Source organism: Streptomyces sp. NPDC054887, assembly GCF_053610585.1.
Window position 1 is genome coordinate 1 of record NZ_JBSGYQ010000117.1, and the last position, 11,235, is coordinate 11,235.

General features: G+C 71.3%; 12 protein-coding genes. 3 read left to right on the top strand and 9 right to left on the bottom strand.

The annotated features are described in order from the left end of the window. Positions 1-43 precede the first annotated feature (43 nt). The 4 genes from ACWGH0_RS33905 to ACWGH0_RS33920 form a co-directional block, all read right to left on the bottom strand. Entirely contained in the window at positions 44-799 is a 756-nt protein-coding gene (locus tag ACWGH0_RS33905) for an AIM24 family protein (RefSeq protein ID WP_453408116.1), read from the bottom strand. A gap of 19 nt (positions 800-818) precedes the next feature. Then, positions 819-1,499 carry an AIM24 family protein gene (locus ACWGH0_RS33910; protein WP_453408117.1) on the bottom strand — a complete coding sequence of 227 codons (681 nt, stop codon included), beginning with the start codon at positions 1,497-1,499 and terminating at the stop codon, positions 819-821. A gap of 11 nt (positions 1,500-1,510) precedes the next feature. Then, positions 1,511-3,154, bottom strand: a complete 1,644-nt coding sequence (locus tag ACWGH0_RS33915) for a TerD family protein (RefSeq protein ID WP_453408118.1) — start codon at positions 3,152-3,154, stop codon at positions 1,511-1,513. Between the two features lie 123 nt (positions 3,155-3,277). Next, positions 3,278-3,853 carry a M48 metallopeptidase family protein gene (locus ACWGH0_RS33920; protein WP_453408119.1) on the bottom strand — a complete coding sequence of 192 codons (576 nt, stop codon included), beginning with the start codon at positions 3,851-3,853 and terminating at the stop codon, positions 3,278-3,280. 202 nt (positions 3,854-4,055) lie between these two features. Between ACWGH0_RS33920 and ACWGH0_RS33925 the strand changes: the two genes are divergently transcribed. Together ACWGH0_RS33925 and ACWGH0_RS33930 are read left to right on the top strand one after the other, a co-directional pair. Next, on the top strand, positions 4,056-5,231 hold the full coding sequence (locus ACWGH0_RS33925; RefSeq protein WP_453408120.1) for a ThiF family adenylyltransferase: 1,176 nt from the start codon (positions 4,056-4,058) through the stop codon (positions 5,229-5,231). 42 nt (positions 5,232-5,273) lie between these two features. Then, positions 5,274-6,722 carry an ABC1 kinase family protein gene (locus ACWGH0_RS33930; protein WP_453408121.1) on the top strand — a complete coding sequence of 483 codons (1,449 nt, stop codon included), beginning with the start codon at positions 5,274-5,276 and terminating at the stop codon, positions 6,720-6,722. Between the two features lie 9 nt (positions 6,723-6,731). On the opposite strand, the gene ACWGH0_RS33935 is transcribed toward ACWGH0_RS33930, so the two are convergent. The 5 genes from ACWGH0_RS33935 to ACWGH0_RS33955 all read right to left on the bottom strand — a co-directional run bounded on the left by ACWGH0_RS33935 (position 6,732) and on the right by ACWGH0_RS33955 (position 10,754). After that, positions 6,732-6,920 (bottom strand): hypothetical protein, encoded by a 189-nt coding sequence (locus ACWGH0_RS33935; protein WP_453408126.1) that lies wholly within the window; start codon positions 6,918-6,920, stop codon positions 6,732-6,734. Between the two features lie 299 nt (positions 6,921-7,219). Next, the gene (locus ACWGH0_RS33940) at positions 7,220-7,543 is read right to left on the bottom strand and encodes a hypothetical protein (protein ID WP_453408122.1); all 324 of its coding nucleotides are present in this window, start codon (positions 7,541-7,543) and stop codon (positions 7,220-7,222) included. After that, a complete protein-coding gene (locus ACWGH0_RS33945) occupies positions 7,540-7,926 on the bottom strand; it encodes a WhiB family transcriptional regulator (RefSeq protein WP_453408123.1) in 387 nt (128 codons plus the stop codon). Before ACWGH0_RS33945 ends, ACWGH0_RS33940 begins: the two co-directional genes overlap by 4 nt. A 158-nt stretch (positions 7,927-8,084) precedes the next feature. Next, entirely contained in the window at positions 8,085-8,393 is a 309-nt protein-coding gene (locus ACWGH0_RS33950; protein ID WP_453408124.1) for a hypothetical protein, read from the bottom strand. A gap of 171 nt (positions 8,394-8,564) precedes the next feature. Continuing rightward, entirely contained in the window at positions 8,565-10,754 is a 2,190-nt protein-coding gene (locus tag ACWGH0_RS33955; RefSeq protein WP_453408125.1) for an ATP-dependent DNA helicase UvrD2, read from the bottom strand. Positions 10,755-10,905: 151 nt separating this feature from the next. Between ACWGH0_RS33955 and ACWGH0_RS33960 the strand changes: the two genes are divergently transcribed. Then, positions 10,906-11,160 carry a mycoredoxin gene (locus ACWGH0_RS33960; protein WP_138897847.1) on the top strand — a complete coding sequence of 85 codons (255 nt, stop codon included), beginning with the start codon at positions 10,906-10,908 and terminating at the stop codon, positions 11,158-11,160. Positions 11,161-11,235: the final 75 nt, after the last annotated feature.

Here is an 11,235-nt window from a genome sequence, read left to right on the forward strand (position 1 = left end):
CCAGGCTCCCAGGAGCCCGCCCCTCACCCGTGCCTCGGGGCTGTCAGTTCCAGGCGTTGTTCTGGTTCTGGCCGCGGGCGCCCTGCTGCCCCACGCCGAACTGCGCGGCGATGCCCTCGCCGAGCTGCGCGTTCTGCGGCGGCATCACCTCGCTGGGCTGCACGAGCGCGAAGCCCTGGCCGAGGAAGCTGAGTTCCCAGCCCTCACCGGTGGTGCCGCGCCGCCGCCGGACGTTCGACGAGTGCGTCTGGGCCTGCATCTGCACGCGCAGGGAGCTGGACCAGGCGACGATCGCGTCGGCGTCGGCGTTGACGTACTTGTCCGGCGTGACCTGGAGCATCAGGGGCTGACCGGAGGTCATCAGCGCGACCTTGCCCTGCCCCGTGATGTTCAGCTGGTACTTGCCGGTCCCGGAGATGCCGTACTGGCTGTCCACGGCGATGACCTCGGTGTGCAGCGCCGAGTCCAGCGCCAGGACGTAGGCGCTGTCCACGGTGATGCCCTCGCGGTCGACGTCCACGAGGTGGACGTACTGGGCGAGGTTGGCGAGGTAGACGGTGCCCTGCCCGGAGCAGCGCATCAGGTCGAGGCCCTCACCGGTGTTGGCCCGGGCGCGCCGCTGGCCGTGCGCCTGGTACTCGCCGTCGAAGTCGACCAGGCCCTGGTACGCGACCATGGCGCCCTTGCGCGCGAGGATGTCGTCGTGGCCGGTCAGCGCGACCCGCAGGAGCTGCGGGTTCTGCACGGTGTACCGGTCCTGGGACTGCTGCTCGGTGTGACTGAAAAGCGGGCTCTGCATGGTGTGTTCTCGCTCCCCCTCAGCCCCGGACCCGCAGGCGGTCGGTGCTGTCCTCGCTCGGCTGTACGACGACGATTCCCTCGCCGGAGAAGGCCATCTGGTACGCCTCTCCGCTGCCCCGCCCGACGAGGGCGGACGCCTTGAAGCTGCGCTTGCCCTTCACCTTGAGGTTCGGGGACCAGGCGACGAGCGCGTCGGGGTCGACGTACGTCTCGTCCTCGCCGCGACCGCACTCGACGACGATCGGCGTGCCGCGCGAGGTCAGGGCGACCCAGCCGGTGCCCGCGATCTCGACGTTCCACAGGCCCTGTCCGGCGAACTTCGCCATGCCCTTGACCTTCTCCACGCCCCACTGGAGGTGCGCGTCGAAGGCGAGCACGTTGCTGCCGTTGACCGAGAGCGAGTCGTTGTTGAGGTTGATGACGACGACGTCCGCGCCGTAGTCGGCGAGGTAGAGCAGGCCGTCGCCGCTGCACTTCATGACGGGCGCGCCCTCACCGGTGGCCCACTGGGACGCGATCTGGCGTACGGCGGGCGGGTTGGGCTCGTACTGGATGAAGCCCTCGTACGCCACCATCGAGCCGGTGCGCGCGTAGAGGTCCTGGCCGGTGGCCATGGCGACCTTGAGCATCGCGCGCCCGTGGTTCTCCATGCGTGCCGCGATCGGGGTCGGGGCGAAGCCCGCGAGTTGCTGATTCATGACGGGCTCCCTCAGACCTCGTAGGGCTGGACGACGATGAAGTTGCCGGGCGCTCCCCGGAACTGCAGGTTGACGGTCTCCCCGCTGTGGCCCGGGTAGGCGTTGCGGCGCAGGCGCACCTGGCTGGAGAGGATCACCTGGGACGCCGAGGACCACGCGACGACGGCGTTGGCGTCGGCGAACGTGGTCGGCGTGACCGGAAGGACGACCGGGACGCCGTGCGTCTTCACGACGACCGTGCCGGTGCCCTGGAACTGCATGGTGAACAGGGCGCCGCCGGGGATGCCGTGGCCCTCGATGCGGCGGACCTCGTACTGGAGCGACTCGTCGAACGCGAGCACGTTCTCGGCGGAGACGCAGATGCCGTCGCCCTGGAGCTCGATGGGGTGCAGGTGCGCGCCGTCCTCCGCGAGGAAGACCTGGCCGCGTCCGGAGCAGCGCATGAGCTGCATCTCCTGGCCGGTCGCGTTGCCGACGATGCGCCCGGTGAAGCCCGCGCCCTTGTGGCTGAAGTCCACCTTGCCCTGGTACATCACCATGCTGCCCTGGCGGGCGAGGATCGGCGTACCGCCCAGGCCGAGTTCCACGCGCATGAGCTGCTGGTTCTGCGGCGTCCAGCGCTGTCCGGTGGCTGCCTCGCGGTACGGCTGGAGGGCCGCCTTGAGGCCGCCGCCTCCCTGCGGGGCGCCCTGGGGCACACCCTGGGGCATCCCGGGCGGCATGCCCGGCGGCATGCCCTGGGGCTGGCCGTACGGGGCGGGCTGACCGTAACCAGCCGGCGGCTGGGCCTGGCCCGGCATCTGGCCGGGGACCTGGCCGAACTGCGGCTGCTGGGGCGGCTGACCGTACGGCGACTGCGGGGCCTGCGGTGCGGCGCCGGCCTGGGGCGGCATGGGCATCGGCGCCGCGACCGTCGGGGTCGCGTGCATCTGCGGGGCAGGCTGGTGCGGCGCGGGGTGCTGGGCCGGCGGCTGCTGGGTCGGCGGCGCGAAGCCCTGCGCGGGGGCCGGGGCGGGCGCGGGCGCCGGCGGGGCCGTGGGCGCGCCGAAGGACGGCGCGGGCTGGGCGGCCTGGGGCGGCGGGGCGAAGGAGGGCGCCGCGGCCTGCGGCTGCGCGGCCGGCTGCTCCTCGGCGACCTCGCCGCCGAAGTTCTTCAGCAGGGCGTCGAGCCCGCCGTCGAAGCCCTGGCCGACCGCGGCGAAGCGCCACACGTCCTTGAGGTAGAAGTCACCCAGCATCACCGCGCGCTCGGTGGTGAACTCCGAACCGGTGAAGGCGTACCTGACGACCTCTTCACCACCCGCGACGATGCGGATGTACCCGGGGCCCACCTGTGACATCTGCCCCGCGCCGTCGATCGTCGCGGTGAAGGAGAGCCGGTGGATGTTCGCCGGGATGCGGTCCAGCGTGACGCGGAACGACTCGGTGTCACCCGACTGCGCGCCGAGGAGCTGAATCGACTCCTCGGGCGACTTCGGCTGGTTGAAGAAGATGAAATACCGGTCGTCCGAGAGCTGCTCGTTGGCGTCGAGGCCGAAACAGCTGATGTCGAAGGTGAGACCGGGCGCCGCGATCTGCACGCCTACGTACAGATCCGTACCCGCTGTGAGGTCACTGATTTTGGCCTTGTGGCCGCGTTGGAATTCCCTGGCCATGCGTAACGACCGTCCCCCATCCCGAGGTGAATGCGTCGCGTCAGGCTAACCCGCGAACGGGGACATCCGGCCAGGCCGGTACACACTCGGTACACAATCACCGTGCGTCACTCGCCGGGCCCCTCACTCGGTGCGGGCGCCCGGGAGGTGCGGCAGCCGCTCGGCGGCGACCACTCCTTCGAGGTATCCGCGGGCGCGCTCGGTTCGGGGGTACGCCTCCAGGAGCTGCCAGAAGCGCGGTCCGTGGCCGGGGACGAGCAGATGGGCGAGTTCGTGGACGAGTACGTAGTCGACCACGTACTCGGGCATGCCCTGGAGGCGGTGCGAAAGCCGGATGCTGCCCTCGGCCGGAGTGCACGACCCCCAGCGGGTGTTCTGGTTCGTCACCCAGCGGACGGAGGCGGGGCGCGCCCTGCCCTCGAAGTACTGGGCGGACAGCCGGTGGGCCCGCTCGGCCAGTTCGGCGTCGCCGAACACGCGCTTGCTCTCCTGGGCGGCGAGTTTGTCGAGCATCACGGTCACCCAGCGCTGCTCCTCCGCCTCCGACATGCGGGCGGGGATGAGCACGATCGTGCGGTCGCCCTCGCGGTACGCGGACACCGTCCTGCTGCGGCGGGCGCTTCGCCGGACCTCGACGGCGCTCGACCGGGAGCCTTGTGGCGGCTGGCTTGTCGCGCGGTTCAGGGGGTCGACGGGCACGCCACGACGTTACCCGCTGTCCGTGGCGGAAGTCCCACCTCCGGATGGTTCGCGCGCGATCCACTCGTCGGCGCGGCAGGTGAACGACTCGTACGACTAATACCTGGCACCTGTGGACAACTTTCGACCCCCTTTGGCCCTGCCGGGCATTCTGAGAACGGAGACGGACGGGACCTGACGGACGGGAATTGGGGGCGGCGTTGTGCATCCGATGGTGAAGCCCGCGTTGCGGCGCGCATGGCGGGACCGGCAGACCGTGCAGTTCGGCATGACGTCCGCGCACGCGGTGACCGTGGGCCCGGTGGACACGGCTACGGGGAGCTTCCTCGCGCTGCTCGACGGGACGCGCGGACTTCCGCTGCTGCGGGAGGAGGCACGGGTGATGGGTCTGCCCGACGGCCGGGTGGACGAACTGGTGGGGAGACTGACGGCGGCGGGCCTGATCGACGACGCGACGGCGGGCGGCGCGGAGGCGGATGCCCTGCGGGCACGGGCGGAGACGTTCGACCGGGTTCGTCCGGATCTGGCGTCACTTTCCGTCGTGCACCCCGAACCGGGCGGCGCGGCACGGCGCCTGGCGGCACGGCGTGCGATGCGGGTCCAGGTGCGGGGCGCCGGCCGGGTCGGCGCGACGATCGCGTCGGTGCTGGCGGCCGGGGGCGTGGGACGGGTCGAGGTGCTCGACGGCGGGTCCACCGAGCCCGGGGACATCGCCCCGGGTGGGCTGGGCGTGGAGTCGGTGGGCGCGCGGCGGGACGTGGCGGCGCGGCAACTGGTACGACGGGCGGCGCCCGGCCGTCCGCCCCGGGCGGCGGAGAGCGCCGGAGCAGCGGGGCCCTCGGCCGCGGGCGAGCCGGCTCTGTCGCTGGTGATCGTGGCGCCCCGGGACGGGACCGCCGCGTACGCGCCCGATCCCGTCGCCGCAGAGCCGTGGCTGCATTCGGGGACCCCTCATCTCTATGCGGGGGTCGCGGAGGCCAGCGGGGTGGTGGGGCCGCTGGTGCTGCCGGGCGGGAGCGCGTGCGCGCAGTGCATGGCGCTGGCGCGGGCGGACCGTGATCCCGGGTGGCTGCGGATGCTGGCGCAGTGGCGCTCCGGGCGCGGCGGGCCCGTACCGGCGTGCGACGTCGGCCTGGCGACCACGGTGGCGGGGCTGGCCGCAGCGCACGCCCTGTCGTTCCTGGACGGTGAACTGCCCGCGACGACGGGGGTCCGCTGGGAGATTTCGCTGCCGCTGCTGGACTGGAGGCTGGAACCGGTGTCGCCGCACCGCGACTGTTCCTGCGGTGCGGGCGGGCGGTTCCGGGGGGAGCGTGGGCAGACTCACGCGGAGTGCGCCTCGGGCGCCGGGGAGCCACAGGACACAATGGCCGGGTGACCGTCGCAGGCGGCCACGGGTGTCTGGGATTTGGAGGGGCGCATGTCTGATCTTCCCCGGAAGGCGGTCACCCGTACCGCCAAGCTGGCAGCACTGCCACTGGGCTTCGCCGGCCGAGCCACCTGGGGCCTGGGCAAGAGAATCGGCGGCAAGTCGGCGGAGATAGTGGCGCGCGAGCTGCAACAGCGGACGGCGGACCAGTTGTTCAAGGTCCTCGGTGAGCTGAAGGGGGGCGCGATGAAGCTGGGCCAGGCCCTGTCGGTGTTCGAGTCCGCCCTCCCCGAGGAGGTCGCCGGGCCCTACCGGGCGGCGCTGACGAAGCTCCAGGAGGCCGCGCCGCCGATGCCGACGCGCACGGTGCACGCGGTGCTGGAGGAGCGGCTCGGGGCGCAATGGCGCGAGCTGTTCGTCGAGTTCGAGGACAAGCCGTCGGCCGCGGCTTCGATCGGCCAGGTGCACCGGGCCGTGTGGCACGACGGGCGCGAGGTGGCCGTCAAGGTCCAGTACCCGGGTGCCGGAGACGCTCTGCTCTCCGACCTGAACCAGCTGAGCCGCTTCGCCAGGCTGCTCGGTCCTCTGGTGCCGGGTATGGACATCAAGCCGCTCATCACCGAGCTGCGCGACCGGGTGTCGGAGGAGCTGGACTACGAACTGGAAGCAGCGGCCCAGCGGCAGCACGCGGAGCGGTTCGCCGACGACCCCGACGTGGTGGTGCCCGGCGTGGTGCACCAGAGCGATCAGGTGCTGGTGACCGAGTGGATCGACGGCATACCGATGGCGGACGTGATCGCCGACGGCACGCCGGAGCAGCGGGACAGGGCGGGGCAGCTGCTGGCCCGCTTCCTCTTCTCGGGGCCGGCCCGGACCGGCCTGCTCCACGCGGACCCCCACCCGGGCAACTTCCGGCTCCTCCCGGCGGACCCGGCGCAGGTCGAGGAAGGAGAAGGCGACGGCGATGCTGTTGAGGACGGCGGGGCAGGTCAATGGCGGCTCGGGGTGCTGGACTTCGGCACCGTGGACCGGCTGCCCGGCGGACTGCCCGCGACGATCGGCGCCTCCTTGCGGATGACGATCGACGGTGAGGCCGACGCGGTGTACGAACTCCTCCGCGAGGAGGGCTTCGTGAAGGATTCGATCGCTCTCGACCCGGAAGCGGTGCTGGAGTACCTGCTCCCGATCATCGAGCCGGCGCAGGTCGACGAGTTCACGTTCACCCGCAGCTGGATACGCCAGCAGGCGGCGCGGATCGCCGATGTGCGCTCTCCCGCGCACCAGTTGGGGAAGCAGCTCAACCTGCCGCCGGCCTACCTGCTGATCCACCGGGTGACCCTGAGCACCATCGGAGTGCTCTGCCAGTTGGGCGCGACCGTGCGACTGCGGCAGGAACTGGAGGAGTGGCTGCCCGGGTTCCTCGCGGATGAGGCCGAAGAAAGCGAGGAGGTCGCGCGGACCTCGGCGGACGAGGAGGACGGGGCTGTGGCCGGGGCCTGAGGGAGGCGTTCACCACCAGGGCGAGTCGAGCCTGCCCTCGATCGCCCTGAGGTTGGCGCGCGCGCAGTCGTCGCAGAAGTAGTGGCGACGACCGTTCTCCACCGAGCAGGTCCAGGTCGGCGGAGTGCTCTCGGCGGCCTTGCCGCACCGGGAACACACGACAGCCTCGTCACCCGCCCCGGCGCTCTCCCCGCCCAGGGCACGCTCGGCGAACTCGGCGGACTCGGCGGACTCGGCGGACTCGGCGGAGTCTCCGCCATGGGCGGTCTCGGCGGGCCGGGCGGGGGCCCTGGAGTCGGCCGGCTCGGCGGGTTTTCCCGGGCGGGCGGGGTCGGTGGGATGCTCGGATGGACTCGGCACTTGGTGACGATATCCCCGGCGGGCTGTCCGCAGGCGGTACAACGCACCGCGGGGGCCGGTCCGTTCGGACCGGCCCCCGCGGAGGGCTCATTGGAGCCAGGGCCTGCTCTGTTCCTGCCGGTTACTGCATGACCGACTTACTGCATGACCGCCATGGCCAGTGCGCGGCGGGCACGCAGTGAGACGCGCTCGGCGCGCCGCTGCATCCGCCGGGCGGCGACCAGGCGCACGGCCTGGTGTTCCGCCTCGGCTTCCCGCCGGCGTTCTTGCATATGGGCACGGGCCAGGGCTTCTGGGATGAGTTGCATCTCGCGGTTCCTGTTCTGACGCGAGTCGTTCGCGCCGCTGATGGTGACGTCGTGGGTAGCGGAGCCGAACGGCTCGCTGGGGGAAGAGGTCATCGGGGCCTGCTTCTTGGGATCGTGCGTATGGGGTCGGTCGATGGTTCCGGTGATGTTCATGCCGAAACCGGGTTCTTGCGCGGGCGGCCGCGCGGCCGCTTGCGGGCGACGACGACACCCTGGACGAAGAGCTCGCCACCCCAGACGCCCCAAGGCTCGCGGCGCTCCTTCGCACCGGCGAGGCATGCCTCGACCAGCGGGCAGGTGCGGCAGAGCGACTTGGCGTACTCGACATCGGCCGGGGACTCGGCGAAGAAGACTTCCGGGTCGTACGAGCGGCAGGGGACGGGTACGCCGAGGTTCTCGATGGCGTCGTCGAGCGCGGTGAGCGCGGTGAGCGGGGCGAGGGAAGTCGGGGCAGTCAAGGCTGAGTCCTCCGTGAGACCGGGCGGGATGATCGTTTGGGAAGGCGGTACGGACGGGGCGTGCGTATCGATTTGCACGGTGGTTGTTTCCTCGTCGAGTCGTTCCGGCCGGTCGGCCGGGTGGCGGTTGCTGTCCCGAGGCCCCTCCGCTCCGCTTTTCCCGTTCGGGAAAAACAGAAGGGCCGCGGATCCCTGGTGGGGTTCCGCGGCCCTGGAGGCGCCTGCCTGATCCTGGATCAGGCTGGATCACTCCAGGGTTCGAGCCCACGGAAGGCCCACATCGTCTGGTGCTGCGTCTGCTTCTTGTTCCTGGCTCCTGCACCGGCTGCCGCGAAGGCGTAGGCGTGCGCCTGTGCCGTCGCTACTGCTGCTGCCGGTGCCTCGGTCGGTCGCTCACTGCGCGCCAGGACGGCCAGGCCCGCAAGGGACGCCAGACGGACGGCGGGAATGACGGACAGACCGGTGCCAGGAAGCGAGAGGCCGAGCGAGCAGGGGGCGGCGACCGAGCGATCGGTCATTTTGGTGAAGTTCATGAAGCTGGTCACTGGGCTCGCCTCCTCTCGGCGTCTCGGGGACCTGATGGCGCGAGGCCGGTCCCTACGTATTCGGATAAGTACAGCACGGAATCAGGGCTTCAGAGAAGTCGCTGTTCCCGTGGTTAAGAACCTATGGGGATCTGCGGGGCATGCGCAAACTATTTTTCCGACGAGTTTGAATCAGTCCTCCTGGTCGACCCTCTCAAGCTCCTGACCTGCGCAGAGAGCCAGCACATCGGCCCCGAAACGGTCCAGCTTCCGCGCGCCGACCCCCGGGATCACGGCCAGTTCTCCCGGCTCGCCCGGCGCGGCCTCGGCGATGGCCATCAGCGTCTTGTCGGTGAAGACGCAGTACGCCGGCTGGCCCAGATCCCGGGCCTTGCCGGCCCGCCAGTCGCGCAGGCGTGCGTACAGACCCTCGTCCATGTCGGACGGGCAGTCCTCGCACCGCATCAGCTTCACCTCGCCGGCGTCGGTGAGGGTCTTGCCGCACACCCGGCACAGAGCGGAGCTCCGGCGCCTGCGCTTGGCGGCGCCGACCGCGGTGGCGCCGGTGCCGAGGGAGCCGCCCCGGGCGCTCGCTCCGCGGCTGCCCGGGGCGGAGGAACCGGGGCGCAGCCCGTTCAGGAAGCGGCTCGGGCGGCGTGAGGCCCGGCCGCCCGGGGAACGGGACAGCGCCCAGGACAGACGGAGGTGCAGGCGCGCGCGTGTGACCCCCACGTACAGGAGGCGTCGCTCCTCCTCGACCTGTTCGTCGGTCTTGGCGTAGGTGATCGGCATCATGCCCTCGGTCAGGCCGACCAGGAACACGGCGTCCCACTCCAGACCCTTCGCGGAGTGCAGCGAGGCGAGGGTGACGCCCTGGACGGTCGGCGCGTGCTGGGCGGCGGCGCGCTCGTCGAGCTCGGTCACGAGGTCGGCCAGTGTCGCGGTCGGCCTGGTCTTGGCGAAGTCCTCGGCGAGACGGACCAGGGCGGCCAGCGACTCCCACTGGTCACGGACCGCGCCCGAGCCGGCCGGGGGCTGGGTGCTCCAGCCGCTGCCGCTGAGGACGGCGCGGGTCTGGGAGGGCAGGTCGACCACGTCGTCGAGGAGCGGGTCGTTGTTCCCGAAGCGGGCGGCGCTGCGCAGCCCGTTGATCGCCTTGCGCACCTCCTGGCGCTCGAAGAACCGCTCCGCGCCCCGCAGCTGGTAGGGCACTCCCGCGTCGGCCAGTGCCTGTTCGTAGACCTCCGACTGGGCGTTGATGCGGTACAGCACGGCGATCTCGCCGGCCTGGACGCCGGCGTCGATGAGGTCCCGGATCCGGCGGGCGGTGCCCTCGGCCTCGGCGGGCTCGTCGGCGTACTCGGTGTAGACGGGCTCGGGGCCCGCCTCCCGCTGGGAGACCAGCTCCAGCCGGTGCTCGGCGGCGCGGCCGCGCGCCTGGCTCAGCAGCCCGTTGGCCAGGTGCACGACCTGGGGCGTCGACCGGTAGTCGCGGATCAGCTTCACGACCGTCGCGTCCGGGTGCTTGGTGCGGAAGTTCAGCAGGTGGTCGGGGGTGGCGCCGGTGAAGGAGTAGATCGTCTGGCTGGCGTCGCCGACGACGCACAGGTTCGGCCGGTCGCCCAGCCACAGTTCGAGCAGCCGCTGCTGGAGCGGGCTGACGTCCTGGTACTCGTCCACGACGAAGTGCTGGTACTGGCTGCGGACGTGGTCGGCGATGTCGTCGCGGTCCTGGAGGATGCCCACAGTGAGCAGCAGCACGTCCTCGAAGTCGATCATGCCTCGGTCGCGCTTGAGCTGTTCGTACATCGCGTAGATCTGGGAGATCTCGGCCGCGTCCCGCGGAGCTTCCCGGCCGGCCTTGGCCGCCGCCGCCGGGTAGTCGCCGGGGACGGTCTGGGTGACCTTCGCCCACTCGATCTCGCCCGTCACGTCCCTCAGCTCGTTGCGGTCGAGGCGGACCCGGCAGCGTGCCGCCGCCTCGGCGACCAGTTGGACCTTGCGCTCGACGAGCCGGGGGAGATCGCCACCGACGGCTTTCGGCCAGAAGTACTGGAGCTGGCGGAGGGCGGCGGAGTGGAAGGTGCGGGCCTGGACGCCGCCCGCGCCGAGCTGGCGGAGCCGCCCGCGCATCTCCCCGGCGGCCCGGTTGGTGAACGTGACGGCCAGCACGCTGGCGGGCTGGAGGATCCCGGCGCGCACGCCGAACGCGATGCGGTGCGTGATGGCGCGCGTCTTGCCGGTGCCCGCCCCCGCCAGGACGCACACCGGACCGTGCAGTGCCTCCGCGACCTGGCGCTGCTCGGGGTCGAGCCCTTCGAGCACCGCGTCCGCCGACTCGGGGACCTGCGGGAAAAGAGAGGAGTGCGTTGCTGCTGTCACACAGCCATGCTGCCAGGTCGGGAGAGATGGGAGGTGCCGTTGTCCACAGGGCCGGGGGGCCGGTACTACCGGTACGGGAATGGCCTCGCGGTCGCGTACGTTCAGCCTCTGGGACAACGGACCCCCAGCCGAGCAAAGGAGCGCCGAGGACATGCAGGGCACTGTGACGATGTACAGCACCACGTGGTGCGGCTACTGCCGTCGGCTCAAGAGCCAGATGGACCGCGAAGGCATCGCGTACAACGAGATCAACATCGAGCAGGACCCGGAGTCCGCGGCGTTCGTCGAGAAGGCCAATGGCGGAAACCAGACGGTCCCGACCGTGCTCGTGATCCCCCACCAGGGCGAGCAGTCGGTCATGACCAACCCCAGCCTCGCGCAGGTCAAGCAGGCGCTGGGCGTCTGAGGGGCCGCGTACGGCAGGTCGCCGTACGCCCCCGCGAAGGACGATGCCGAGGGGCCCCCGCGCACGGCGCGGGGG

Excerpts from the sequence above, each read along its gene's own strand:
- ACWGH0_RS33905 (WP_453408116.1), bottom strand. The coding sequence starts at position 799 with ATGCAGAGCCCGCTTTTCAGTCACACCGAGCAGCAGTCCCAGGACCGG.
- ACWGH0_RS33910 (WP_453408117.1), bottom strand. The coding sequence starts at position 1,499 with ATGAATCAGCAACTCGCGGGCTTCGCCCCGACCCCGATCGCGGCACGC.
- ACWGH0_RS33915 (WP_453408118.1), bottom strand. The coding sequence starts at position 3,154 with ATGGCCAGGGAATTCCAACGCGGCCACAAGGCCAAAATCAGTGACCTC.
- ACWGH0_RS33930 (WP_453408121.1), top strand. The coding sequence starts at position 5,274 with ATGTCTGATCTTCCCCGGAAGGCGGTCACCCGTACCGCCAAGCTGGCA.
- ACWGH0_RS33940 (WP_453408122.1), bottom strand. The coding sequence starts at position 7,543 with ATGAACATCACCGGAACCATCGACCGACCCCATACGCACGATCCCAAG.
- ACWGH0_RS33960 (WP_138897847.1), top strand. The coding sequence starts at position 10,906 with ATGCAGGGCACTGTGACGATGTACAGCACCACGTGGTGCGGCTACTGC.